At 69.5% G+C, this 25,163-nt stretch carries 22 protein-coding genes; 14 read left to right on the top strand and 8 right to left on the bottom strand.

Translation table 11 applies throughout. The annotated features are described in order from the left end of the window. The first annotated feature begins 58 nt into the window (after nt 1-58). The 4 genes from hemP (at nt 59) to QN245_RS17380 (ending at nt 4,232) form a co-directional block, all read left to right on the top strand. Nucleotides 59-259 (top strand): hemin uptake protein HemP, encoded by a 201-nt coding sequence (hemP, locus tag QN245_RS17395; protein ID WP_160966701.1) that lies wholly within the window; start codon nt 59-61, stop codon nt 257-259. A gap of 174 nt (nt 260-433) precedes the next feature. Next, nucleotides 434-2,647, top strand: coding sequence for a TonB-dependent hemoglobin/transferrin/lactoferrin family receptor (locus QN245_RS17390; protein ID WP_317843755.1), 2,214 nt, complete (start codon nt 434-436; stop codon nt 2,645-2,647). A 6-nt stretch (nt 2,648-2,653) separates the two neighbouring features. After that, nucleotides 2,654-3,244: a Hemin transport protein gene (locus QN245_RS17385; RefSeq protein ID WP_317843754.1), complete on the top strand. Its 591-nt coding sequence runs from the start codon at nt 2,654-2,656 to the stop codon at nt 3,242-3,244. A gap of 52 nt (nt 3,245-3,296) precedes the next feature. Further along, complete coding sequence (locus QN245_RS17380) at nt 3,297-4,232, top strand: DUF6607 family protein (protein WP_425612882.1); 936 nt, start codon at nt 3,297-3,299, stop codon at nt 4,230-4,232. 203 nt (nt 4,233-4,435) lie between these two features. Here QN245_RS17380 and QN245_RS17375 read toward each other — a convergent pair whose 3' ends face one another. From QN245_RS17375 to QN245_RS17365, 3 genes are all read right to left on the bottom strand, one after another. Then, complete coding sequence (locus QN245_RS17375) at nt 4,436-5,335, bottom strand: S1 family peptidase (protein ID WP_317845391.1); 900 nt, start codon at nt 5,333-5,335, stop codon at nt 4,436-4,438. Between the two features lie 150 nt (nt 5,336-5,485). Next, the gene (locus QN245_RS17370; RefSeq protein WP_317843752.1) at nt 5,486-7,969 is read right to left on the bottom strand and encodes an ABC transporter permease; all 2,484 of its coding nucleotides are present in this window, start codon (nt 7,967-7,969) and stop codon (nt 5,486-5,488) included. Then, complete coding sequence (locus tag QN245_RS17365; RefSeq protein WP_160966706.1) at nt 7,966-8,568, bottom strand: ABC transporter ATP-binding protein; 603 nt, start codon at nt 8,566-8,568, stop codon at nt 7,966-7,968. The genes QN245_RS17370 and QN245_RS17365 overlap by 4 nt, the downstream gene beginning before the upstream one ends. Nucleotides 8,569-8,677: 109 nt before the next feature. On the opposite strand from QN245_RS17365, the gene QN245_RS17360 reads away from it, so the two are divergent. From QN245_RS17360 to QN245_RS17350, 3 genes are all read left to right on the top strand, one after another. Then, a complete protein-coding gene (locus QN245_RS17360) occupies nt 8,678-9,352 on the top strand; it encodes an arylesterase (RefSeq protein ID WP_160966707.1) in 675 nt (224 codons plus the stop codon). 92 nt (nt 9,353-9,444) lie between these two features. Further along, nucleotides 9,445-10,158 carry a response regulator transcription factor gene (locus QN245_RS17355; protein ID WP_003481607.1) on the top strand — a complete coding sequence of 238 codons (714 nt, stop codon included), beginning with the start codon at nt 9,445-9,447 and terminating at the stop codon, nt 10,156-10,158. Between the two features lie 108 nt (nt 10,159-10,266). Next, entirely contained in the window at nt 10,267-11,547 is a 1,281-nt protein-coding gene (locus QN245_RS17350; protein ID WP_160966708.1) for a sensor histidine kinase, read from the top strand. A gap of 109 nt (nt 11,548-11,656) precedes the next feature. Here the strand turns inward: QN245_RS17350 and QN245_RS17345 are convergent, their stop codons facing one another. From QN245_RS17345 to QN245_RS17325, 5 genes are all read right to left on the bottom strand, one after another. Next, nucleotides 11,657-12,829 carry an efflux RND transporter periplasmic adaptor subunit gene (locus QN245_RS17345; RefSeq protein ID WP_184448333.1) on the bottom strand — a complete coding sequence of 391 codons (1,173 nt, stop codon included), beginning with the start codon at nt 12,827-12,829 and terminating at the stop codon, nt 11,657-11,659. Further along, nucleotides 12,819-16,031 (bottom strand): efflux RND transporter permease subunit, encoded by a 3,213-nt coding sequence (locus QN245_RS17340; RefSeq protein WP_184448332.1) that lies wholly within the window; start codon nt 16,029-16,031, stop codon nt 12,819-12,821. The genes QN245_RS17345 and QN245_RS17340 overlap by 11 nt, the downstream gene beginning before the upstream one ends. 233 nt (nt 16,032-16,264) lie before the next feature. Continuing rightward, complete coding sequence (locus QN245_RS17335) at nt 16,265-17,674, bottom strand: HAMP domain-containing sensor histidine kinase (protein WP_317843751.1); 1,410 nt, start codon at nt 17,672-17,674, stop codon at nt 16,265-16,267. Further along, nucleotides 17,652-18,335, bottom strand: a complete 684-nt coding sequence (locus tag QN245_RS17330; protein WP_160966712.1) for a response regulator transcription factor — start codon at nt 18,333-18,335, stop codon at nt 17,652-17,654. Before QN245_RS17330 ends, QN245_RS17335 begins: the two co-directional genes overlap by 23 nt. 109 nt (nt 18,336-18,444) lie before the next feature. Then, on the bottom strand, nt 18,445-19,161 hold the full coding sequence (locus tag QN245_RS17325; protein ID WP_160966714.1) for an SGNH/GDSL hydrolase family protein: 717 nt from the start codon (nt 19,159-19,161) through the stop codon (nt 18,445-18,447). Nucleotides 19,162-19,349: 188 nt separating this feature from the next. Between QN245_RS17325 and QN245_RS17320 the strand changes: the two genes are divergently transcribed. From QN245_RS17320 to QN245_RS17290, 7 genes are all read left to right on the top strand, one after another. After that, a complete protein-coding gene (locus QN245_RS17320; RefSeq protein WP_010342212.1) occupies nt 19,350-19,730 on the top strand; it encodes a diacylglycerol kinase in 381 nt (126 codons plus the stop codon). 39 nt (nt 19,731-19,769) lie between these two features. Next, a complete protein-coding gene (locus QN245_RS17315) occupies nt 19,770-20,519 on the top strand; it encodes a TerC family protein (protein WP_010342213.1) in 750 nt (249 codons plus the stop codon). Nucleotides 20,520-20,594: 75 nt separating this feature from the next. Further along, nucleotides 20,595-21,239: a LemA family protein gene (locus tag QN245_RS17310; RefSeq protein ID WP_160966717.1), complete on the top strand. Its 645-nt coding sequence runs from the start codon at nt 20,595-20,597 to the stop codon at nt 21,237-21,239. Between the two features lie 120 nt (nt 21,240-21,359). Further along, complete coding sequence (locus QN245_RS17305; RefSeq protein ID WP_317845390.1) at nt 21,360-22,262, top strand: TPM domain-containing protein; 903 nt, start codon at nt 21,360-21,362, stop codon at nt 22,260-22,262. Next, a complete protein-coding gene (locus QN245_RS17300) occupies nt 22,262-22,753 on the top strand; it encodes a TPM domain-containing protein (protein WP_317843750.1) in 492 nt (163 codons plus the stop codon). The genes QN245_RS17305 and QN245_RS17300 overlap by 1 nt, the downstream gene beginning before the upstream one ends. Before the next feature lie 630 nt (nt 22,754-23,383). After that, nucleotides 23,384-24,292 (top strand): prolipoprotein diacylglyceryl transferase, encoded by a 909-nt coding sequence (gene lgt, locus QN245_RS17295; protein WP_317843749.1) that lies wholly within the window; start codon nt 23,384-23,386, stop codon nt 24,290-24,292. Further along, nucleotides 24,289-25,083, top strand: coding sequence for a thymidylate synthase (locus QN245_RS17290; RefSeq protein WP_317843748.1), 795 nt, complete (start codon nt 24,289-24,291; stop codon nt 25,081-25,083). The genes lgt and QN245_RS17290 overlap by 4 nt, the downstream gene beginning before the upstream one ends. Nucleotides 25,084-25,163 lie beyond the last annotated feature (80 nt).

Raw genomic sequence — 25,163 nt, 5'->3', positions numbered from 1 at the left:
TTGATTAAGTATTGAGAATCATTATCATCTCGATGCACCCCGTGGATGGAGTTCGACCATGACCGCTCAACCCGTGCTGTTGCGTCACCCCGACACCCTGAGCCTGCGCGAGCGCACCGTGCCGCGCGCGGTGCCGGCCGAAGAAACCATCAGCAGCCAGGCGCTGCTCAAGGGCCGCCGCGAAGTGCTGATCCAGCACGGCGACCGCGTCTATCGCCTGCGCCACACCAGCAACGACAAGCTGATCCTGACCAAGTAATGCCCTCCGGCCGCCGCGCGCGGCCGGCCTCCCGCTCGACCTGCCGCCACCTGGCCGACGCCCTTGCGCGTCGGCCGCGGCCGCCTCGCAGTCGCGATCCTTCTCTCCCCCTCGGCCAGGCGCGGACCCCGCGCCGTGCCGGTCGAGGGTCTTCCGCGACCACCGATGCTCTCCATGTTCCGTACCGCTCCGCTGACCGGCGCGCTGTGGCTGGCTCTTGCCGCCGGCGCGCATGCCGCTCCCGCTTCCGCCGCAGACGACGACGCCAGTGCGGCGGCCGCCATCCGCGATTTCGACCGCCTGCAGGTCACCGCCACCCGCACCCAGCGCGCCATCGTCGACGTGCCCGGCAGCGTCGATGTGATCGATCGCGAACAGATGGACCGCACGTTGGTCCACGACCTGAAGGATCTGCTGCGCTACACGCCCGGCGTGTCCGCCACCGGCAACAGCGGCCGCTTCAGCGGCATCGGCGGCATCCGCATCCGCGGCCTGGACGGCAACCGCGTGCTGATCCAGACCGACGGCATCCCGGTCTCGGATACCTTCAGCTTCGGCAGCTACCTCAACGCCAACCGCAACTTCGTCGACATGGACACGCTCAAGCGCGTGGAGATCGTGCGCGGCCCGGCCAGCGCCCTGTACGGCTCGGATGCGCTCGGCGGCGTGGTCGCCTATGTGACCAAGGATCCGGCCGACTACCTGGCGCCGGGCAAGGACCGCTACGTCGGCCTGAAGTTCGGCTACGAGAGCGAGTGGAAGGGGCTGTTCGCCGGCGCGCTGGTCGCCTTCGGCGGCGACCGCTGGAGCGGCATGGCCGCGGTCAGCCATCGCCAGGGCCAGGAAAGCGAGACCCAGGGCGACAACCGCAGCATCGGCGCCGCCCGCACCGCGCCCAATCCGCTCAGCAGCGACGGCCGCAGCCTGCTCAGCAAGCTGGTCTACGCGCCCAGCGCCAACCAACGTTGGAAGTTGACCGTCGAAGGCAACGAGGACTACTCCCGCATCGATGCGCTGAGCAACGTCACCGCCAGCATCCTGTCGCAGCGCGGCCGCGACCATCAGACCCGCGCCCGCGTGTCGCTGGGACACGAGATCGACCAACTCGGCATGCTGCTCGCCGATGACCTACAGTGGCAGTTGTACCGTCAGGATAGCCAGAGCCTGCAGCGCACCGACGAACGCCGCAGCAATGGCACGCTGCGGCACATGGAGCACGACTTCGACCAGCGCCTGTACGGCCTGCAGGCCAATCTGCACAAGCGGGTGGAGCAGGGCAGCGCCGTGCACGACATCAGCTACGGCATCGATCTGTCGCACACCGACACCCACGAAAAGCGCGACGGCCACACGCTGACGCTGCGCACCGGCGCGATCAGCAAGACCGTGGGCATGGAGACCTTCCCGGTCCGCGACTTCCCGATCACCGAGACGGCCAAGGCCGGCGCCTACCTGCAGGACGAGATCGCACTGGCCGACGGCCGTTTCAGCCTGATCCCGGCGCTGCGTGCCGACTACTATCGGCTGTCGCCGCAGGTCGATGCGATCTTCGCCACCGACAATCCCGGCGTGGCGGCGAAGAAGATCAGCGACCGCAACGTCTCGCCCAAGCTCGGCGCGATCTGGCGCCTGGACGATGCCTGGTCGCTGTACGCCAACTATGCGCACGGCTTCCGCGCGCCGCCCTACAACGACGTCAATATCGGCTTCACCAATCTGTTGATCGGCTACACCGCGATCGCCAATCCCGACCTGAAGCCGGAGACCAGTCGCGGCGCCGAACTGGGCGTGCGCTACGCCGGTCCGGCCGTCTACGCCGGACTGAGCGCCTACCGCAACGCCTACCGCGATTTCATCGAGTCCTATCGCTTCGTCGGCTTCAACGCCGACGGCTTGATGCTGTATCAATCGCGCAACGTCGACCGGGTGACCATCCGCGGCGTGGAAGCCAAGGCCGGCATCGACTTCGGCGCGCTCGATGCGCGCTGGAGCGGCTGGTCGCTGCAGGCCAGCGCCGCCTATGCGCGTGGCGACAACCGCACCGACGGCACGCCGCTCAACTCGGTGGACCCGCTGCGCGGCGTGCTCGGCCTGGGCTACGACCGCAGCACCTGGGGCACGCAACTGGTCGCCACCGCGGTGGCGAAGAAGCGCCGGCCGGAACTGCCGAGCTACTACACGCCGGCCGGCTACGCGACGCTGGACCTGCTCGCGCACTGGCGCTTCACCGAAGGTGCGCGGCTGGACGTGGGCGTGTTCAATCTGGCCGACCGCCGCTACATCGACTGGAACATGCTGCCTGGCGCGACCCTGGCCAGCAGCAGCGTGCTCGACCGCTACACCGGCGCCGGGCGCAACGTCTCGGTCAGCCTGGCGCTGGACTGGTAGCCGCGCATGCGCACGGCCGCGCCAGCGCGTACCGGCCCGGAGCGGATCGCCGCTGCGCCGCTGCCGCGCCCGGCGCAGCTGGCCGCACTGGGCACCGTGTTGTGTCTGTACCGCGCCCGCATCGGCGCCGAACTGATCGGCTGGCGACACGCCTGCAGCGTGGCCGCGCACCTGGACGTGGACAGCGATGGCGTGCTGGAGAGCCTGCGCTTCTACGATCGCCAGCAGCAGTGCTGCTGGCGCCTGTACCTGCTGCCCGACAGTGATTTCGTCGCCTGGGACATGCTGCTGTCGGCGCTGCCCGCGGCGCAGGATGCCGCCGACGGCAGCGTCGCCGAGCGGCTGTGGCGGCGCGTCGCCGGCCGTTTGCGCGGCGATGGCTGGCACGCGCGGGCGCTGCGCCTGCACGCGGCCGATGGCGTGCTGGCGGCCAGCGTCGCCGGCGTGTCGCCGCTGGGTGCCAGCATCGCCCGCCGCATCGCGCGCCTGGAAGCGGCCGAGGGCGATGTGCTGGTCGACGACTGCTGCTGCGCCCGCGCCGGACGCCCTGCGCCGCGCCCCGATCCCGACCGGCCGTGGCCGCTGCTACGGTTGTGAGCGGCCGCTGGCGTTTCCTCATTTCCTGTCACTACCCACACACCTCTCGATGATGAAAGTCCAACTCCCGTTCTGCGCCTTGCTGCTTGCCGGCAGTCTTCCCGTCCACGCCGAGAACGCCGATCCGGCGCGCGACCGTGCCAGCATCCTGGCGATGCAGGGCGAGTACACGGTGGCGTTCGCCTTCGACGAGACCGTGCTGCTGCAACCCGGCTACACGCGCGCCGCGCCAATGCGCAGCGGTGGCGACGAGGTGGTGATCGTGGTCGAGGACAGTCCGCGCAAGGTGGTGCTGCAGCATCTGCTGGTGGAGCCCAAGAGCGGCCACGTGACCAAGCACTGGCGCCAGGACTGGATCTACGAGGCGCCGCAGCGCTTCGAGTTCAGCGCCGACCAGACCTGGCAGGTACGCCCGCTCGACGCCGCGGCCACCCGCGGCGCCTGGACCCAGTGCGTGTACGAGGTCAGCGACGCGCCGCGCTACTGCGGCACCGGGCGCTGGGACTACGCCGATGGCCATCCGACCTGGACCAGCGACCTGAGCTGGCGCCCGTTGCCGCGCCGCGAGTACACCAAGCGCAGCGACTACAACGCGCTGGCGGTGATCAACCGGCACACGCTGACTCCGGCCGGCTGGACCCACGAGCAGTTCAACACCAAGGTGCTGCGCAAGCCCGATGGCAGCCAGCAGGCCATCGCCCGCGAGTTCGGCTTCAACGACTACGTCAGGACCACGACCGTCGACTTCAGCCCGGCGCGCGCCTACTGGACCGCGACCCAGGGCTACTGGGCCAGGGTGCGTGCGCGCTGGGACGGCCTGCTCGGCAAGCCGCCGGGCGTGCACCTGAAGACCAAGGTCGATGGCATGGCGATCATCATGCCGCTGTTCGGCCAGGCCGAGGCGGTGCAACAGGGCAAGCCGGTCAGCGATGCGCAACTCGATGCGGTGTTCGCGCAATGGACGGCACCGGCGCCGGCCGCGCGCTGAGACGGCGGCGTCAACTAGCCAGGGTGGGGAAGGCGGCCGGGATGGCGCCTTCCCCTTTTTCTTGCGTGTGTCGCGCCGCCGCAGAACCTGTTCGGCGCTGGATGGCGTGCAGAGCACGGCTCACGCTCTGAGCGCCGCAGGTGTGCGCTAACGGGAGGCAAGCCGACGCAAGGCCGGCGCCAGCGCGGCGCCGCGATGGCGTATCAGCGTGCCGCGTCGTGCGCGTGTGCGGGCGTCGTCGTTGGTGACGACGTGTCATCCGGGGATGTGGCCATCACCTGCGTCATCCACGGCAGATAGCGCGACACGCGCACGGCGTGCACGATCTGGCCGTAAAGACCCTGCACGAATGGACGACCCGTGGTCCAGGTCGCCCAGAACGGATGGTCCGGCGGATAGTTGCCCCACGACGCCAGCCCGATCAGTTGCCGCGCGTCGCCGGTGCCGATCAGCAAGGGGCCGCCACTGTCGCCGCTGCCGGTGATGCCTTCCAGCGGCAGGGCGGAGGGAGGCGCGTCGAAGCGATACGAGAGGTAGCGCGGGTCGGCGCCGACGATCGTGTTGAAGGCGTGGCGCAGCACGCCGCGATGGGCGCCGTGGGGATCCTGGCCGGCCTTGCCGTCGCCGGTGGCGCCCTTGCCGATCAATTCGGCGGTCATCCCGACTTCTCCGTCGCCGCGGTACAGCGCGACCGGTGCCACTCCCGGCACCGGCGCAGCCAGCTCGATCAGCGCGATATCGTCGGCGGCGCCGAGCGCCGCATAGAACCTGGAGAAGTCGTGCGTCGTCAGTGCCTCCTGCACCAGCGCATCGGCCGGCTTGCGGTAGCCGGGATGGAGAACGACGCGCTTGATCCTGTACGCCACGCCGCCAATGGACACGTCCTGGTCCATGCCCGGCATCTGCATCGGTGCCGCGTGCGCGGCGGTGACCACCCACTGTGGCGCGATCAGCACGCCGTGCCCTTCGCCGGGCAGGTCGACCAGGGCCGGGAATGCCGCCGCCGGCATCCGGTAGCGCGTTTCCTCCACGTCCGCCCTGACCACCACGGCGCCAGCCGCAGTGGAGAGGGCCAGCAGGCAACAGGCGACAATCCATTTCATGCGTTTCTCCTTTCGATGTGCCGCGATCTTACCCGTGTGCGGCACGCATCGCGCCCGTCGTCGCCAAGGACCGCCGCCGAGCGCCAACGGCGTCACGTCCGCGCAGCCTGCGGCGCTCTACCAATCCCGAATCCCCAATCCCGGCTCCACTCAAGGCTCGCGCAAGGCCAGCGCCGGCGGCGTGCGCAGGATGCGCCTGGTGCCCGACCAGCCGGCGAGCAGGCTCAGCGCCACGCCGCCCAGGCCGCCGAGCAGTAGCGCCGGCCACGGTGGCGACAGCGCGAGGTCGAAGGCCTGCTTGGCCACCACCACGCCGATGATCGCCGCTGCCCCGACCGCGAGGATCGCCGCGAGCAGGCCGAGCGCGCCGAACTCCACCAGCACCGCGCCGCGCAGTTGCCCGCGGCGCGCGCCCAGGGTGCGCAGCACCGCGCTGTCGTAGCGACGCTCCCCGGCGGTGGCCTGCAGGGCGGCCAGCAGTACCAGCGCGCCGGCCAGCAGGCTGAAGCCCATCACCAGTTGCACCGCCTGGGCGACGCGGTCGATGACCTCGCGCACGCGCTGCAGGATCGCGTCGATGTCGAGCAGCGACACGTTCGGATAGGCGCGGCTGAGCCCGCTCAACTGCGCGGCCGAGGCGCGCGGCAGATGGAAGGCAGAGATCAGGTTGTACGGCGCATCCTGCACCGCACCGGCGTTGAGCAGCAGGAAGAAGTTGACCCGGAACGAATCCCAGTCGGCCTTGCGCACATTGGTGACGGTGAAGCTGCGCTGCTGGTCGCCGAGCAGCAAGGTGATGCGGTCGCCGAGCTTGAGCCCGTAGCGCTGCGCCCAGCCTTCCTCCACCGAGGCCTCGGCGGCGGTGCTGTCGGCGGCCCAGAAGCGCCCGGACAGCAACCGGTTGGCGGCGGGGAACTCATGCCGCCAGGAGAAGTTGATGGGCCGGTCGCTACCGTCGCCCTCGTCGTCCGGACCCTGCGCGCGGCGCTGCGGCGGCTTGCCGTTGATCGCCACCAGCTTGCCGGTGCTGAACGGCTCCACCGCCGCGTCGGCGACGCCGAGCGTGCGCAAGGTGCCGAGCACCTGGTCGGCCTGGTCGGGCTGGATGTTCATCAGGAAGTAGTTCGGCGTGTCCGCCGGCAGTCGGTCGCGCCACTGCCCGAGCAGGCCGGGGCCGATCACCGCCAGCAACAGCAGGGCGCACAGCGACAGCGACAGGCCCACCAACTGCACCACGCTCAGCGCGCGGCGCCGGGTCAGCGCCGCCAGGCCCAGCTTCCATGGCCCGCGCAGCCGTCCCTGCAGCCGCCGCAACACCGCCAGCAGCACGCCGCCGACGGCAGCGGCCAGCGCCGCCAGCAGGGTCAGGCCACCCAGCACCCAGGCCGCCAGCAGGCCGTCGCCGGTGGCGTAGACCGCCAGCACCACGGTGGCGACCAGGGCCGCGGCGTAGACCAGCAGCGAGGTCGGCGGCAGCGCGGCGAAGCTACGGTTGAGCACCCGCATCGGCGGGACGTCGCGCAAGCGCAGCAGCGGCGGCAGGCCGAAGCCGAGCAGCAGCAACAGGCCGATGCCGGCGCCGGCCAGCGCCGGGGTCGCCTGCGGCAAGGGCAGGCGGTTGGGGATCAGGCTGCCCAGCGCTTCGACCAGGCCCACCTGGGCCAGCATGCCCAGGCCCACGCCGAGCACGCAGGCGGGGATCGCCAGCAGCAGCAACTGCAGCGCCAGCGCGACGAGGATGTCGCGCTGGCGCGCGCCCAGGCAGCGCAAGACCGCGACCTGATCGATGCGGCGCAGGGCGAAACGGTTGGCGGCCAGCGCGGTGGCGACGCCGGCCAGCAGCACCGCCAGCAACGCGGCCAGCGCCAGGAAGCGCCCGGCGCGGTCGAAGGCGCCACGCACGCCGCGCTGGGTGTCCTCGATGCCGACCAGGCGGTACGCCTTGGCACGCGGCGCCAGCCATTCGCGCAGGGCGGCGATCTCGCCCGGCGCGCCGGCGAACATCAGCCGATAGGAGGCGCGGCTGCCAGGGCCGAGCAGGCCGGCGGCATCGACGTCGGCGCGGTTGACCAGCAGCGGCGGCGACAGCTGCATCAGTTCGCCGGAGGCATCCGGTTCGGCACGCAACACGCGGGTCACGCGCAGCGTGCCGGCACCGAACTCCAGCGCATCGCCGAGCTTCAGCCCCAGCGCTTCGAGTAGGCGCGGATCGGCATAGGCCTCGCCGCGCGGCGGCGGTCCGGCGCGTTCGCTGCCGGCGCCGACGGTGTCGCGCGCCACCAGCAGTTCGCCGCGCAGCGGATAACCGGCGCCCACCGCCTTGATGTTGGCCATCTGGCTAGCGTCGCCGTGGAACAGCACGCTGGGGAAACTGACCAGGCGCGTGCTGCGCAGGCCGCGCCGCTGCGCCTCCTCGGCGAAGTCGCCAGGGATGTCCTGGCGTCCGCTGACGCCGAGGTCGCCGCCGATCACCTCGGCGGCGCTGCCGGTGAGCGCCAGGGTCACCCGGTCGACCAGGGTGCCGACCGCGGTCATCACCGCCACGCCCAGCACCAGTGCCGCGAACACGGTCAGCAGATCGCCGGCGAACAGTTCGCGGCGCAGCGCGCGCGCGGCGTGGCGCAGCACGTTCATGCGGCGTCCGCCGGGTCGGCGGCGCGCAGGCGGCCGCCGTCGAGCCGGTAGCGGTGTTCGCAGCGCTGCGCCAGGCGCATGTCGTGGGTGACCAGCACCAGGGTGGTGTCGCTGCCTTCGTTGAGCGCGAACAGCAGGTCGCTGATCTGTTGCCCGGTGGCCTGGTCGAGGCTGCCGGTGGGCTCGTCGGCGAACAGGATCCGTGGCCGCGCCACGAACGCGCGTGCCAGCGCCACGCGCTGCTGCTCGCCGCCGGACAGTTGCCGCGGATAGTGCCGCGCACGCGCGCTGAGCCCCACCGCCTCCAGCACCTCGCGCACCCGCGCCGGATCCTCGCGTCCGGCCAGTTCCAGCGGCAGGGCGACGTTCTCCGCCGCGGTCAGCGACGGCAGCAGGTGGAAGCTCTGGAACACGAAGCCGACTTCGCGCGCGCGCAGCGCGGCGCGCGCTTCCTCGTCCAGCGTGTTGAGCGATTGCCCGGCCAGCACGATCTCGCCGCGCGTGGGCAGGTCGAGGCCGGCCAGCAACCCGAGCAGGGTGGTCTTGCCGGACCCGGAGGCGCCGACGATGGCGACGCTGTCGCCTTCACCGATGGTCAATCCCACCTTGTCGAGAATGTGGACCGTGCCCTCCGGTCCGCTGACGGATTTGCCGACATCGCGTACGTCGATGGCGATACCGGCGCGAAGAGTGGGGGCCTGACTGTCGATGAGGAATCTCCGGATGCGTGGCGACGAGACGAGAAGCAAGCGGGCCTGGATGCGCCGCGCCTGGCTGCTATTGGCATGGTGGGTGCTGCTGCCCGCCATCGCCTGTGCCAAAGGTGCGACGGGGCCGGTACTGGTGCTCGGCGACAGCCTCAGCGCGGCGCACAACATCCCGGTGCAGTCCGGCTGGGTGGCCTTGCTGGACAAGCGCCTGCAGCAACAGATGCGGGCGCCACCGGCGGTGGTCAATGCCAGCATCAGCGGCGAGACCTCCTCCGGCGCACTGACCCGTCTGCCGGCGCTGCTGCAGAAACACAAACCGTCGGTAGTGGTCATCGAGCTGGGCGGCAACGACGCATTGCGCGGGCTCAGCCCGGCCGAACTGCGCGGCAATCTGGAGAAGATGATCGTGCTCAGCCGTGAGGCCGGCGCGAAGGTGCTGTTGCTGGGCATCGACGTGCCGCCGAACTACGGACCGGGCTACCGGCAGCGTCTGCGCGCGGTCTACGCGGACCTGGCGAAGCAGTACCAGACCGGCCTGCTGCCGTTCCTGCTGGAAGGCGTGGCGCTGAACCCGGCGCTGATGCAGGGCGATGGCCTGCATCCGACCGCCGCGGCCCAGCCCAAGGTGCTGGACAACGTATGGCCGCAACTCAAACCATTGATCGCGCAGTAATTTTTTCATGACTCAGGCACATGAAGCGGTCTTCACGCCGCCACCACTGCACATCCGGCATGTTTCACAAAGCTGAAGACTGAGGAAGCATCATGCGTCAGACCAAGGAAACATCCGGGCTCGTGCTGGTCGTGGAAGACAACCGCAACATTTCCGAGATGATCGGTGAGTATCTGGAAGGCCGCGGGTTCGAAGTGGATTACGCCTGCGACGGCCTGGACGGCTACCGCCTGGCGGCGGAGAACAGCTACGACGTGGTGGTGCTGGACCTGATGCTGCCGCGCCTGGACGGCATCGAAGTGTGCCGCCGCCTGCGCAACGACGCGCGCAAGTCGACCCCGGTGCTGATGCTGACCGCGCGCGACACGCTCGACGACAAGCTCACCGGCCTGGGCTTTGGCGCCGACGACTACCTGACCAAGCCGTTCGCGATCCAGGAACTGGAAGCACGCCTGCGTGCGCTGATCCGTCGCGAGCGCCGCCAGGTCGGCTCTGAAGTGCTGAAGGTGGCCGACCTGGTGCTGGACCCGGTGAGCATGCGCGCCACCCGCGCCGGCACCGAGCTGCAGCTGTCGCCGATCGGACTGCGCCTGCTGACCATCCTGATGCGCGAATCGCCGCGCGTGGTCACCCGCCAGGAGATCGAGCGCGAGATCTGGGGCAACGGCCTGCCGGACTCGGACACTTTGCGCAGCCATCTGTACAACCTGCGCAAGATCATCGACAAGCCGTTCGACCGCCCGCTGCTGCACACCGTGCAGAGCGCCGGTTACCGCATCGCCGACATCGCCCAGCCGATGAGCTGAGGCGGCGCGCGATCGTGAAACCCGCAGCGGTCCCCGCAAACGGGGCCGCTTGCACGAAAGGCTCACGATCGGCCTTCCTATAATCGCGGCAACGATCACGGATGCCGTATGCCGCACGGGTTGCCGCGCAAACTTCGCCTCGCCCTGATCGCCCGCATCGTGTTTGCGGGCTGTGTAGTCACGCTTGCCAGTTATCTGGTGGTGGCGATCGTGCAGCACTCGCTGGTCGGCTCGATCCTGAAGCAGGAGGCGCGCTACTACTGGCGCCTGCATGCACAACAGCCGCAGCAGCCGCCCCCCAATACTCACAGCCTGCGCGGTTATCTGGTGCCGGCCGGACACTCCGATGCGGCGGTGCCCATCGACCTGCGCACGCTGGCGCCCGGCCTGCACGAGGACCGCCCCGGCGGCGAGATCGTGCTGGTCGACCAGAACCCGTCCGGCCGCCTATACCTGGTGTTCCTGCGCGCGCCGGCGCAGCGGCTGGCGTTCTGGTTCGGCGTGGTGCCGACCCTGTTGACCCTGATCGCGGTGCTGGTGGTGGCCTGGCTGACCTGGCGGGTGTCGCGCCGCTTGCTGTCGCCGATGAACTGGCTGGCGCGGCGGGTCTCGCGCTGGGATCCGCGGCATCCAGTCGCCGCCGAACTGGCTCCGGAAAACCTGCCGGCCGATGTGCAGGGCGAGGCGCGGCAGTTGGCCGCCGCCCTGCATACGTTGGCCCAGCGCGTCACCGACCACGTCGCCCGCGAACGCAACTTCACCCGCGATGCCAGCCATGAACTGCGCACGCCGCTGACGGTGATCCGGGTCGCCACCGACATCGCGATGACCGATCTGGAATTGCCGCCGCGCCTGCAGCGCAGCCTGCAGCGGATCCAACGCGCCGGCCGCGACATGGAGGCGGTGATCGACGCCTTCCTGATCCTGGCGCGCGAGGCTGACGTGGTGCCGCAGAGCGAACTCTTCGACGTCACCGACGTGGTCGCGTACGAGGCCGAGAACGCGCGCGAGCTGCTGGCGGACAAGCCGGTGACGCTGAGCGTGCGCGTGCTGGGCTCGGCGACGCTGCATGCGCCGCCCCGGGTGCTGCACGTGGTGGTCAGCAACCTGCTGCGCAACGCCTGCAGCTACACCGATGCAGGGCGCGTCGAGGTCGAGGTCGAGGCCGACCGCATCCGCATCCGCGATACCGGCATCGGCATGTCCGAGGAGGCCTTGCGACACGCCTTCGAGCCGTTCTTCCGCGCCGAGCCGGAGCGCCCGCAAGGCGCCGGGCTGGGCCTGTCGATCGTGCGCCGGCTGTGCGAGCGCTTCGGCTGGCAGGTCGCGCTGGAAAGCGCCGAGGGCGGCGGCATCCTGGCAACCGTGCGGTTCGTTCCGGCGAAGTGAGCGCCGGCAGTTCCGGATCCGTGCAGGCCGGTGCCCGCGCGTTGGCCCGCATCGGTTCCGCGCGCTGCAATGGCCGGCGTGCTTCGAAAAGACCGCCGGCCAGCCGCGTTCACGCCTTGGCGTGTCCGCCATCCGCCTTCGGCGCGCTGATGCGCACCTTGTCGCCGTCGGTCAGGCCGTCCGGCGGACTTTCGATCAGGCGGTCGCCGGCGGCGATGCCCGAGCCGAGCTGCACGGTCTTGCCGAAGTCGCGCGCGATGGTCACCGGCTTGAAGGCGACCGTGTCGTGCGCGTCTACCACGGCCACGCGCAGGCCCTTATCGTCGAACACCAGCGCGCTGGCCGGGACCCGCACCAGCGCGGCGTCGGCCGGAAGATCGAAGCGCACGCTGGCGTAGCCGCCCGGCATCAGTCTGCCGTCCTGATTGTCCACGGCGACCTGGACCAGGGTGGTGCCCGAGGCGGCGTTGACCGCCCCCGATGCGCTGTCGACGACGCCGCTGAAGGTCTGCCCCGGGTACTCCGGCACCGTCAGCGTCACCTTGCTGCCGGCGCGCACCGACGGCGCATCGCTCTGCGGCACGTTCACGTACATGCGCAGCTTGTGCGTGTCCGACACGACGAACAGTTCCTGGCCGCCGCCGCCGGCGTTGATCAGCGCGCCGACATCGGTCTCGCGCGCGGTGACGGTGCCGTCGAACGGCGCCACCAGTCTGGCGAAGCCCTTCATCGCCTCCAGGCGCTCGAGGTTGGCCTGTGCGGACTGGGCAAGGGCGCGCTTGGCGTCGTAGTCGCCGGTCTTCTCGTCCACCGCCTGCTTCGACACCACCTCGGTCTGGCCCATGGTCTGCCAGCGCTTGGCGGTGGTCTGGGCCAGGGCGGCGTTGACCCGGGCGTTGGCCAGGTCGGCCTTGGCCTGAAGCAACTGCTGGTCCAGGTCGGGCGTTTCGATCTCGGCAAGCACGTCGCCGGCCTTCACCCTGGCGCCGATGTCGGCTTTCCACCATTTCAGGTAGCCGCTGGTCCGGGCGAAGATCGGCGCGCGGGCATACGCCTCCAGGCGACCGGGCAGGTTGAGCACGCCGGTGCCCTGGTCGGTCTCCGGGGCCACCACGGTGACCGTCGGCACCGCCTGGTCGTCGGTCCATGCACGCAGCCGGCGCGCGTCGCCGGCGCGCGTGGCGATGCCGGCGACGACGATGGCCAGGACCACGATCGAGGCGATGACGCCGGCCAGGCGGAGACGGCGTGGCGAAACGGGGGGCGACAGATCAGGCGACATGCGGGGACGCTCCGGAGGCGTGCGCCGTCGGCGAGGACGGCTGGGAACCACGGCGGTGGATGAGGCTGAAGACGATCGGCACGAAGAACAGCGTGCTGACGGTGGCGAAGATCAGGCCGCCGATGACGGCCCGGCCCAGCGGCGCGTTCTGCTCGCCACCTTCGCCCAGGCCCAGCGCCATCGGCGCCATGCCGATGATCATCGCCAGCGCGGTCATGAGCACCGGGCGGAAGCGCACGAAGCCGCCCTCCAATGCCGCCTTCGCCGCGTCGCCGTGCTCGGCGAGGCGCTCGCGGCAGAAGCTCACCACCAGGATCGAGTTGGCCGTGGCCACGCCCATGCACATGATGGCGCCGGTCAGCGCGGGGACCGACAGGGTGGTGTGCGTGGCGAACAGCATCCAGACGATGCCGGCGATCGCCGCGGGCAAGGCGGTCACGATCACGAACGGATCGCTCCACGATTGGAAGTTGACCACGATCAACAGGTAGATCAGCACGATCGCGCCGAGCAGGCCGAAGATCAGGCCGGCGAATGCCTTGTTCATCGTCTGCACCTGGCCGAGCAGCGCCGTGCTGGATCCCTTGGGCAGGAATTTCTGGTTGGCGTCGAGGATCTTCTGGATGTCGGCGGCGACCGCGCCCAGGTCGCGGTCCTGCGGGGAGGCGAAGATGTCCACCGTCGCATTGATGTTGTACTGGCTGACCACGGCATTGGTCGCGGTCCGCGACAGCGTCGCCAGCCCGCCCAGGCTCTGCGCGCCGCCCTGGCCGGCGCTGGGGCTGATCGGCACGTTCTGCAGGTCGGGCAGGCTGTCGAGGCTGTACTGCGGCGTCTGCATCACGATCGGATACGACACGCCGTTCTGCGGGTTCAGCCAGAACGTCGGCGCGATCTGGCTGGAGCCGGCCAGGTTCACGCCCAGGCTGCTGGTGACGTCGCGCTCGGTAATGCCCACCTGTTGGGCGAGGCTGCGGTCCACGTTCACCGCGAAGCCGGGGCTGGCCTGCGATTGCTGGATGCGCGCGTCCGCCACGCCCGGGACGCGGCGGATCTCGCGCAGCAGGCGGTTGGCATAGGCGAAGTTGGCGGCGAGGTTCGGGCCGCGGATCTGCAGGTCCACTGGCGCCGGCGCGCCGAAGTTCAGGATCTGGCTGATGATGTCGGCCGGCGGAAACGAGAACACCACCGACGGGAACTGCCGCGGCAGGGTCTGGCGCAGCGTGCGCACGTAGTCGGCGGTGGGCGCGTGGCCTTCGCTCAGCGCGATCTGGATGTCGCCGTCCTGCGAGCCGATGGTGCCGGTGTTGTTGTAGGCGTTGTTGATGCCCGAGGACGACAGGCCGATGTTGTCGACGACGCCGGCCAGGTCGTGCGGCGGAATGAGCCTGCGCACCGCGCCGGTCACGTCGGCGAACAGGTGCGCGGTTTCCTCGACGCGGGTGCCGACCGGTGCGCGCACGTGCATCAGGATCTGGCCCGAGTCCACCGACGGGAAGAAGTTGCGGCCGAGCATCGGCAGCAGCAGGAACGACAGCGCCACGCACAGCATGAAGCCGGGCACGAAGGCCCTGCGGCGCAGCAGCGCGGTCTCGAGCAGGGCGTAGTAGCCGGCGCGCAGCCGCTCGAAGCGCTTTTCGAAACCGCGCTGGAAGCGCACCAGCGGATTGCGCGACGGCGGCTGGCCATGGCCGTCGCCGTGCATGTCGGTATGCGGCGCATGCGGATGCAACAGGTACTTGGCCATGGTCGGCACCAGCGTGCGCGACAGCAGGAAGGACGCGATCATCGCGAACATCACCGCTTCGGCCATCGGCACGAACAGGAAGCGCGCCACGCCTTCCAGGAAGAACATCGGCACGAATACGATGCAGATGCACAGCAGCGAGACGAAGGCGGGCGTCACGATCTGCGAGGCGCCGTCCAGGATCGCCGTCTCCACGGACTTGCCCTGCTCCAGGTGCCAGTTGATGTTCTCGATGGTCACCGTGGCGTCGTCGACCAGGATGCCCACGGCCAGCGCCAGGCCGCCCAGGGTCATGATGTTCAGCGTCTCGCCGATCGCCGACAGCGCGGCGATCGAGCCGAGAATCGCCAGCGGGATCGAGATGGCGATGATCAGCGTCGAGCGCCAGCTGCCGAGGAACAGCAGGATCATCAGGCTGGTCAGCGCCGCGGCGATCACGCCTTCGCGCGCCACGCCGGCGATCGCGCCACTCACGAACAGCGACTGGTCGCCGATGGGAACGATCCGCAGGTCCGGCGGCAGCGCCTCCTTCATCGCCGCGACCCGGTCCTTGATGCCGGCGATGATCGCCAGCGTCGAGGCCGAGCCGTTCTTCATCACCGTCATCAGCACCGAACGGTCGCCGTTGACGTGCACGATGTTGGTCTGCGGTGGGGCGCCGTCGCGGACATGCGCCACGTCGCGGATGAACACCGTGGCGCCGTCGACCGTCTTCACCGGCAGGTTGCCCAGCTCCTCGATGTCCGATGGCGCGTTGTTGAGCTGCAGCGTGTATTCGTACTTGCCGATCTTCTGCGTGCCCACCGGGGTGATGAGGTTCTGCGCCGCCAGCGCGTTGGCCACGTCCTGCGCCGAGAGGCCGCGCGCCTGCAGCGCCGGCGGATCGATGTCGATCTGCACCTGGCGGGTCTTGCCGCCGAACGGATACGGGATCGCCGCGCCGGCCACCGAGGTGAGCTGCGGACGGATGATGTTGAGGCCGAGGTCGGCCAGGTTCTGCTCGGTGAGCCCCTTGCCGGACAGCGCCAACTGGATGATCGGCACCGTGGAGGCGTTGTAGTTGAGGATCAGCGGCGGTGTGGTGCCTTGCGGCAGCTGCCGCAGCATGGTCTGCGCCACGGCGGTGACCTGCGCGTTGGCGGTGCGGATGTCGACGTTGGGCTGGAAGAAGATCTTGATGATGCCGAAGCCCTGGATCGACGTGGCCTCGGTGTGCTCGACATCGTTCACGGTGGTGGTGAGCACGCGTTCGAACGGCGAACTGACGCGGCCGGCCATCTGCTCGGGCGGCAGGCCGTTGTACTGCCAGACCACGGCGATCACCGGGATGCGGATGTCCGGGAAGATGTCGGTGGGCGTGCGCAATGCGGCGAGCGGACCCACGATCAGGATCAGCAGGGCCAGGACGACGAAGGTATACGGTCGCGTCAGTGCGATCCGGACGAGGCCAATCATGGAGGAGCGGTTCCGTGCGCGAATGTTGCGTCGCGGCGGATTTTGCCTGGGGGGTGTTCCCTGGCTTCATTAAGATTTATTTAGATATCCGCCCCCGCGCCGCAAACGCTCGATGGTTCAACGACTTGTGTACTGACCGGGCCGTAAGCCGCACGCCGCCTGTCCGGCGCTGCCACGCCACGCGCGGCGAGACGTGGGCGGATGCGCGCGACCGCGCACCGGTGCGGGCCGTGTCAGGCAGGGCAGGGTGCACGGCCCGCGGACGGCGCGGCCGCGGCGGGCGGGCAGAGGACCGAGAACACCGCCCCGCGCGCGTCGCCGCCCACCTGCAGCGTATAGCCGTGCAGGCGGACGATGGCGCTGACGATTGCCAAGCCCAGTCCGCAGCCGGGCTTGGCACGCGTCTGGTCGACGCGGTAGAAGCGGCGGAAGATCGTCTGGCGCTCGTCGGGGGCGATGCCGGGGCCGCTATCGGCGATCTCGATGCGCGCGTTGCCGTCCTGGTCGGCGCCTGCCGACAGGCGGATCGTCCCGCCGTCGGGCGTGAACTTGATGGCATTGCTGACCAGGTTGGCCAGCGCCTCGAACAGCAGCTGCCGATCGCCGTGCACGGCCGGCAGCGGCTCCAGTACAAGGTCGAAAGCCTGGCCGCGGTCCTCGGCCACGGGCGCGTAGAACGCGTGGACCTCATGCAGCAGCGGGGCGAGGTCGATGGTCGAGAAGCAGGCGCTGCGCTGGCGGTCTTCCAGTTCCGACACGCGCAGCAGCGCGCGGAAGCGGGTCAGCACGGTGTCGATCTCGCTCACGCATGCGTCCAGCTGCTCGCCTTCCGGGCGGCCGGCGAACTGCTGCTGCAGCCGGTGCAGGCGCGTGCGCATGCGCGTCAGCGGGGTGCGCAGATCGTGGGCGATGTTGTCGGTGACGCCTTTCACCTCGCCGAGCAGGCGTTCGACCTCGCCCAGCGTCCGGTTCACCGTGGCCGCCAGCAGGTCCACCTCGTCGCCGCGCCGGGACACCGGCAGGCGCACGCTGAGATCCCCGCGGTGGATGGGTTGCATGGCCTGCTGGATGGCGCGGATGCGCCGGGCCGGGCCGCGCGCGATGAGCAGGCCGCCGAGCAGGCCCGGCAGCAGGGTCAACGACAGTCCCCACAGCAGTCCGCGGTAGATGATCGCGGTCAGTCCGTCGATGACGGTGCTGGCCTTGACCACGACCAGCCGGCGGCCGTCCGGGAGGTGCCGGGCGATGCCGCGCGCCCGGGTCTGGCCGCTGCGCCCGCTGTCGATCAGCCGGGCGCTGACCACGCCGACGGTGCCATCGACGGCCATGCCCTTGGGCGCCTCGGCGATGTTGCCGGCGATGCGGCGTCCCTGCGCGTCGAACAGGCCGACCCACATGAAGCCCTGGATGTCGATGGCGTTGGCCTGGCCCACCGTCTCGGCCAGGCGCGCGGGGTCGGTGTGTTCCAGGTAATGGATGCGCGCGACCAGCATCTGGTCGATCACGTGCGAGAGATAGCGGGTGGACTCCCACTGCACGATACCCAGCAGCACGATGCACCAGATCGCGAACAGCGACCCGTAGATCAGGATCAGCCGCGAGGTGGCCGACCGCCAGGCGTCACTCAGCGGGGGCAAGGACATATCCCGAGCCGCGCATCGTGCGGATCAGCGGCGGCTGGCCGTTGCCGTCGATCTTGCGGCGAAGGCGGCCGATGTGGACGTCGATCACGTTGGTGCCCGGATCGAAATGGAAGCCCCAGACATGCTCGAAGATCATCTGTCGCGTCACCACCTGGCCGGCGTTGCGCATCAGGAATTCGAGCAGGCGGAACTCGGTGGGCAGCAGGGTCAGCGGCTGTCCGTTGCGCAAGGCGTTGTGGCGGACCAGGTCGAGTTCCAGGTCCGCCACGTGCAGGCGGGTTTCGGTCGCGGTCGTGCTGCGATGGCGGCGCACCAGCACTTCGGCGCGCGCGACCAGCTCATCGGGCGAGAACGGCTTGGTCAGGTAATCGTCGCCGCCCGCGCGCAGGCCGCGCACGCGCTCGTCCACCTCGGACAGTGCGCTGATCATCAGCACCGGCGTCTGCACCGAGCGCTTGCGCAGTTCTGAGACCACGTCGATGCCATCCATGCCGGGCAGCATGCGGTCGAGGGTGATGATGTCGTAACCATCGGCCAGCGCGCGCTGCAGGCCGTCGCGTCCGTCGGCGATCCAGTCGGCGCTGAAGCCGTGCGCGCCGAGTTCCGCGACGATGTCGCGGGCGGTCACTTCGTCGTCTTCGATGACCAGGGCCCTGGGCATCCTGGCTTACTCCCTGCCGGAGGCGGCAGAACGCGATCGCCGGCGCGTGCTGGCCGCACCGGCAGGGCCCCGGCCTTCGTGCATGCGCGCCACGCCGCTCATCGTCGTGTCAGGGGCTCAGATACGGCCGCAGCGTGTCGCGCCACAGCGCGTAGCCGGCCGCGTTCATGTGCAACTTGTCCGGGCCGAACAGCTCGGCGCGCGGCTGCCCGTCGGCACCGAGCATCGGCGTGTACACGTCGACGAACTGGACCTGCTTGAGGCCGGCGGCGGCCTTGCGGATCAGCGCGTTGGCCTCGGCCATCTTCGGCATCAGCGCCGCACGCGAGGGGCTGGGCTTGATCGACAGGTAGACGATGCGGGTCTTGGGCAGGTCGCGGTGCACGCGGGTCACGAAGGCCACGAAGTCGTCGCGCACCTGCTGCGGGCTGCGGCCGCTGTTGAGGTCGTTGTCGCCGGCGTAGAACACGATCAGGCGCGGCTTGTATGGCACCACGATGCGGTCGGCGTACCAGGTGCTGTCGCGGATCTCCGAGCCGCCGAAGCCGCGGTTGAGGGTCTGCACGCCCGGAAAATCCGTGGCCAGCGAGGTCCAGAAGCGGATCGAGGAACTGCCGACGAACAGCACGCCGCCGGGTTTGACCGGATGCGCGGCATCGTCCTTGGCGAAGCGCGCCATGTCCTCTTCCCAGGCCGCATTGGAGACCTGGTCGGGCACGCTGGGCGCCGCGGCTGGGGTGAGTGCGCGTGCCGGCGATACGCCCAGCAGGGACAGGCTGAACAGACTCAGGGCGAGCAGCGGTGCGCGCAGCGGCGAACGGGGCATGACGCCTCCTCGAAGCAAGGGAGCGGCGATGGTGCCGCAGGCGCCGCATGCAGGCAAATCCGCGGCGATGCCGGCGCCGCCGCGGGGCTTGTGGCAAAATTGCGGCCTATCCCGCTGCGCCCTTGCTCATGACCGATTCCTTCCGGCCGTCGTCGTCGCGTCCCCGTTGCCTGGGACGGGGCTGAGCCATGGCCGACCAGTTCGGGCATCTGCCGCGCGGGCCGCGCCGCATGCTGATGGCGGCGCGCTGGTCGTGGCAGGGACTGCGCGCGGCCTGGCTGCACGAGTCCTCGTTCCGCCTGGAGGTATGCCTGTTCCTGATCCTTGCGCCGCTGGCGCTGTGGTTGGGGCAGGGGCCGGTACAGCAGGTGCTGATGATCGGCTCGCTGCTGCTGGTGCTGGCGGTGGAACTGCTCAATTCGGCGATCGAAGCGGTGATCGAGCGCTACGGCCCCGAGCATCACGAGCTGGCCGGCCGCGCCAAGGACATGGGCTCGGCCGCGGTCTTCGTGATGCTGGCCAACGTGGTGCTGTGCTGGGGCTTGATCCTGCTGCCGCGCCTGCTGTGATCGCCGCCCGTTTCTTCTTCTGTTAAAGGATCCGACGCCATGGCCCTCGAGTTTCTCGCCGACCCCAACACCTGGTTGACGCTGTTGACGCTGAGTGCGTTGGAGATCGTGCTGGGCATCGACAACCTAGTGTTCATTTCCATCGCGGTGGGCAAGCTGCCGGAAGCGCAGCGCCCGGCCGCGCGCAAGTTCGGCATCGCCGTGGCCTGCCTGACCCGCATCGCGCTGCTGGTGTCGCTGGCGTTCCTGGCGCGCATGCAGGGCGAGCTGTTCAGCGTGGCCGGCATGGGCATCTCGATCCGCGACCTGGTGCTGATCGTCGGCGGCCTGTTCCTGCTGGTGAAGGGCACCATGGAGATCCGCGAACTGATCACCGGCGGCGAGGACGAAGACCCCACCACCAGCAAGGCCTCGGGCGTGTTCTGGATGGTGATCGCGCAGATCGCGGTGATCGACATCGTGTTCTCGCTGGATTCGGTGATCACCGCGGTGGGCATGGCCCAGCATATCCCGGTGATGATCGCCGCGGTGCTGCTGGCGGTGGCGGTGATGCTGCTGGCGGCCAACCCGCTGGGCCGCTTCATCGACGCCAACCCGACGGTGAAGATGCTGGCGCTGGCCTTCATCCTGATGATCGGCGTGGTGCTGATCCTGGACGGGCTGGACGTGCACGTGCCCAAGCCCTACATCTACGCGGCGATGGGGTTCTCGGTGCTGGTGGAGTGGCTGAATCTGCTGATGCGCCGGCGCGCCGCCGCGCACCAGGTGCCCGGCGCCGGCAAGTGGTGAGCGGCTGAGCTGCGCAGGCTGCGTTTTCACCGGGCGCGTGGCAAGCTGCGCGCAGTCATCTGCCGGAGTCCTCGCATGCGCCTGTTGTCCCGCTCCCTGTTCCTGGCCGCGCTGGCGGTGTTGCTGTCCGGCTGCGGCTACAACGCGATCCAGCAGAAGGACCAGGCGGTCAAGGCCGGCTGGTCGGAAGTGCTGAACCAGTACAAGCGCCGCGCCGATCTGGTGCCGAACCTGGTCAACACGGTCAAGGGCTATGCCGACCAGGAGCGGCAGGTGCTGACCGACGTGACCAATGCCCGCGCCCGGGTCGGCCAGGTGCAGGTCAACGCCGACGACGCCGCCTCGCTGCAGCAGTTCCAGCAGGCGCAGGGCCAGCTGTCCAGCGCGCTGTCGCGGCTGCTGGTGGTCAGCGAGAACTATCCGAACCTGAAATCCGACCAGGCCTTCCGCGACCTGCAGGCGCAGCTGGAAGGCACCGAGAACCGCATCACCGTGGCGCGCGGCCGCTACATCCAGGCAGTGCAGGACTACAACACCTACATCCTGTCCTTCCCGCAGGTGCTCACCGCCAAGCTGTTCGGCTACAAGGAAAAGCCCAACTTCTCGGTGGAGAACGAGGCGCAGATCTCCGAGGCGCCGGCGGTGAACTTCGGCGGCCAGCCGGCGTCCGCGCCGCCGCAGCAACCGCAGCCGCAGCAGCAACCGGCGCCGGCGCACTAAGCGCCGCCGCGGGCGGGCCCGGGCGTGCGTTCCACATCCGTGACGGCTGAGCGCGCTACCGCATCGGCGGCGTCGCGCAGTGCGGCTCGCCGTGTATCTCGCCGGCACGCCGGCGTCTGGCTGGTGCTGCTGTTGGCGCTGCTGCCCTGGCTGGCCTGGGCGCAGGCCGAGGCGCCGATCCCGCCGCTGGACGCGCCGGTGGTCGACACCACCGGCACGCTGACGGCGAACCAGCGCCTGGAGCTGGACCGGCAGGCGGTGCAGTTGCAGCAGCGCAAGGGCAGCCAATTGCAGGTGCTGGTAGTGCCGAGCACCGCGCCGGAGACCATCGAGCAATACACCCAGCGCGTGTTCGACCAGTGGAAACTCGGCCGCAAGGGCGTGGACGACGGCGTCCTGCTGGTGGTGGCCAAGAACGACCGGCGCGTGCGCATCCAGCCCGGCTACGGCCTGGAAGGCGCGATTCCCGACGCCACCGCCAACCGCATCATCCAGGAGTACCTGGCGCCGCGCTTCCGCGCCGGTGACTACAGCGGTGGCATCGCCGAGGCCACCGCGATGCTGGTCAAGCTGATCGACGGCGAAGCGTTGCCGGCGCCGGTCAGTGCGCATGCATCGGCGTCGCGCGGGGGCGGCCTGGGATTCGGTTTCTTCGCCGGCCTGTTCGCGGCGCTGGTCGCGCAGGTGCTGTTCGCGCGGTTGTCGCGTCCCGTGCGTGGCGTGCTGAGCGGCGTGGTCGGCGGTGGCGTCGGCCTGTTGCTGAGCCTGTCGCTGTTCGTCGGTGCGCTGACCGGCGGGATCGGCCTGCTGCTGGGCCTGTTTGTCGGGATCGCGCCGGGCCGCTCGGCTGGCGGCGGCGGTTGGGGCGGCTGGGGCGGCGGAGGTTGGGGAGGCGGCGGATTCGGCGGTGGCTGGGGCGGCGGTGGCGGTGGCGGTGGCGGTGGAAGTTGGGGCGGCGGCGGAGGCGGCTGGGGTGGTGGCGGTGGCAGTTCCGGAGGCGGTGGCGCCTCGGGGAGCTGGTGATGCGCCTGCTTCGGCACCTGTTCGCGCCGTCCGCCCAGCGTCTGTTCCCCGCGGCCAGCCTGGAACGCATTGGCGCGGCGATCGCCGAGGGCGAGCGCTTGCATCGCGGGCAGGTGATGTTCGCGGTGGAGTCGGGCCTGGCGCCGGCGCAGGTGCTGCGCGGCATGACCCCACGGCTGCGCGCCGAACAGGCCTTCGCGCAGTTGCGCACCTGGGATACCGACGCCAACAACGGGGTGCTGATCTACCTGCTGCTGGCCGATCACCACATCGAGATCGTCGCCGACCGCGGCCTGCGCGGGCGGGTGGACGCGGCGCAGTGGCGCCAGGTCTGCGCGCTGATCGAGCGCGACATGCGCGTGGGCCAGCCCGAACAGGCGGTGCTCGCCGGCGTCGGTGCTGTGTCCGCGCTGCTGGCCGCGCACTTCCCGGCGCAGCCGGGTCAGCAGGGCGAGAACGAATTGCCGAATCTGCCGCGGGTGCTGGACTGAGTGTGCTGCGGCAGTGGGTTTTGCCCGGCCAGCAGATGAAATGCAGCGTCGGTGCCGGGTTGGAGCCTGACGGCTGTGCCCGTCGCGGATGAAGCCGTTCCCACAGTGGGGTATTGGCCGCTCCCACGTCGGTGGGATCTGGTGGTGTCTTGGGAGGGACTTCAGTCCCGACGCGAGAGTGCCGGGCTGGGGCCTGATGGCTGCGCGCGTCGCGGCTGAAGCCGCTCCCACATTGGTGCACCGGCCGTTCCTGCATCGGCGCGATCCGGTGATGTTGTGGGAGGGACTTCAGTCCCGACGCGACAGTGCCGAAGTGAACTAGATGGCTCTGCTCGTCGAGGCGATGGCTCGGGGCCACATGGGCCGCTCCCGCAAGGACGGAGGGGGCACGTGGTGTCTGGGCTGCGCATGTGTCTTGAGGTCGTTCGGTGGCGGGTTGGTGCGCCTGCCAGCAGATGAAGCGTCACCCCGCTGTGCCGTCCGCAATCGCAGCAATTGGCGGAGTCAGTGGCAGACGCGTGCGCCTGCCAGCAGATGAAGCGCTACCCCGCTGTGCCGTCCACAAATCGCGGCAAGCAGCGGAGTCGGTGGCAGAATAGGCACTCTTTGCCCCCCGGCCGACGCTTGCGCATGACCTATCTCCACCAGATCGATCCCATCGCCTTCTCGTTCGGGCCGGTGAAGGTGCATTGGTACGGGCTGATGTATCTGGCCGGCTTCCTCTCGGCCTGGTGGTTGGGCCGTCGTCGCATCCGCGCCGGTCGCCTGCCCGGGGTGAACGAGGATGGTTTCTCCGACCTTCTTTTCTACGCGATGCTCGGCGTGGTGCTGGGTGGGCGCATCGGCTACATGCTGTTCTACGCGCTGTCCGATTTCCTGGCCGACCCGCTGCTGATCTTCAAGGTGTGGGACGGCGGCATGAGCTTCCACGGTGGCCTGTTGGGCGTGCTGGCCGCCTGCCTGTGGTGGACGCGCAAGGCGCGCCTGCATTTCTTCGACACCGTCGATTTCGTCGCGCCGCTGGTGCCGCTGGGCCTGGGCTTCGGCCGGATCGGCAATTTCGTCGGCGGCGAGTTGTGGGGCAAGTTGACCCACGCCGGCTGGGGCGTGATCTTCCCGCACGCGCCGATACAGGACGGGGTGGCCAACGCGCCGGCGCTGGAGAGCCTGAAGAGCACCGCGCAACTGCAGCAGCAATACGCCGCAGGCCTGCTCGACCGCTATGCCCGCCACCCGTCGCAACTCTACGAAGCAGCGCTGGAAGGGCTGGTGATGTTCGTGGTGTTGTGGACGTTCTCGATGAAGCCGCGCGCGCGCTATGCGGTGTCCGGCCTGTTCGCGCTGCTGTATGGCGTGTTCCGCTTCGCGGTGGAGTTCGTGCGGGTACCGGATGCGCAGCTCGGCTACCTGGCGTTCCATTGGCTGACCCGCGGCCAGCAGTTGAGCATTCCGCTGGTCCTGCTCGGCCTGTTCCTGCTGTGGCGCTCGCGCAGCGCGCCGGTACTGCAGCCGGTGCCGCCGCCGGAGGTGACCAAGTGAAGCCGTACCTGGAATTGCTGCAGCACGTGCTGGAGCGCGGCGCGGAGAAAGCCGACCGCACCGGCACCGGCACGCGCAGCGTGTTCGGCTGGCAGATGCGCTTCGACCTCAACGACGGCTTTCCCCTGGTCACCACCAAGAAGCTGCACCTGCGCTCGATCGTGCACGAGCTGCTGTGGTTCCTGAAGGGCGAGACCAACATCGCCTACCTCAAGGACAACAAGGTCAGCATCTGGGACGAGTGGGCCGATGCGCAGGGCGAACTCGGCCCGGTGTACGGCAAGCAGTGGCGGCGCTGGACCGGCGCCGATGGCCGCGAGATCGACCAGATGCAGTGGCTGGTGGACGAGATCAAGCGCAACCCGGATTCGCGGCGGCTGGTGATCAGCGCCTGGAACGTGGCCGAGTTGCCGCAGATGGCGCTGATGCCGTGCCACAGCCTGTTCCAGTTCTACGTGGTCGACGGCAAGCTCAGCTGCCAGCTGTATCAGCGCAGCGGCGACATCTTCCTCGGCGTGCCGTTCAACATCGCCAGCTACGCGCTGCTGACCCACATGGTGGCGCAGGCCACCGGCCTGGGCGTGGGCGATTTCGTGCACACGCTCGGCGATGCGCACCTGTACTCCAATCACTTCGCGCAGGCGCGCGAGCAACTGGCGCGCACGCCGCGGCCGCTGCCGCGGTTGCGGCTGAACCCGGCGGTCACCGATCTGTTCGCCTTCATCTACGACGACATCGCCATCGAGGGCTACGACCCGCATCCGGCGATCAAGGCGCCGGTGGCGGTGTGAGCGGCGGGGAGTCGGGAGTGGGGATTGGGGATTCGCGTGAAGCAGAGGCAACGGCGGATTCCCGGGCGGCAACGGGTGGC

The sequence above is a fragment of the Xanthomonas rydalmerensis genome (genome assembly GCF_033170385.1).
Taxonomy (GTDB): domain Bacteria; phylum Pseudomonadota; class Gammaproteobacteria; order Xanthomonadales; family Xanthomonadaceae; genus Xanthomonas_A; species Xanthomonas_A rydalmerensis.
The sequence above is the reverse complement of the archived record's forward strand: the minus strand, read 5'-3'. Positions and strand labels throughout refer to the sequence as shown.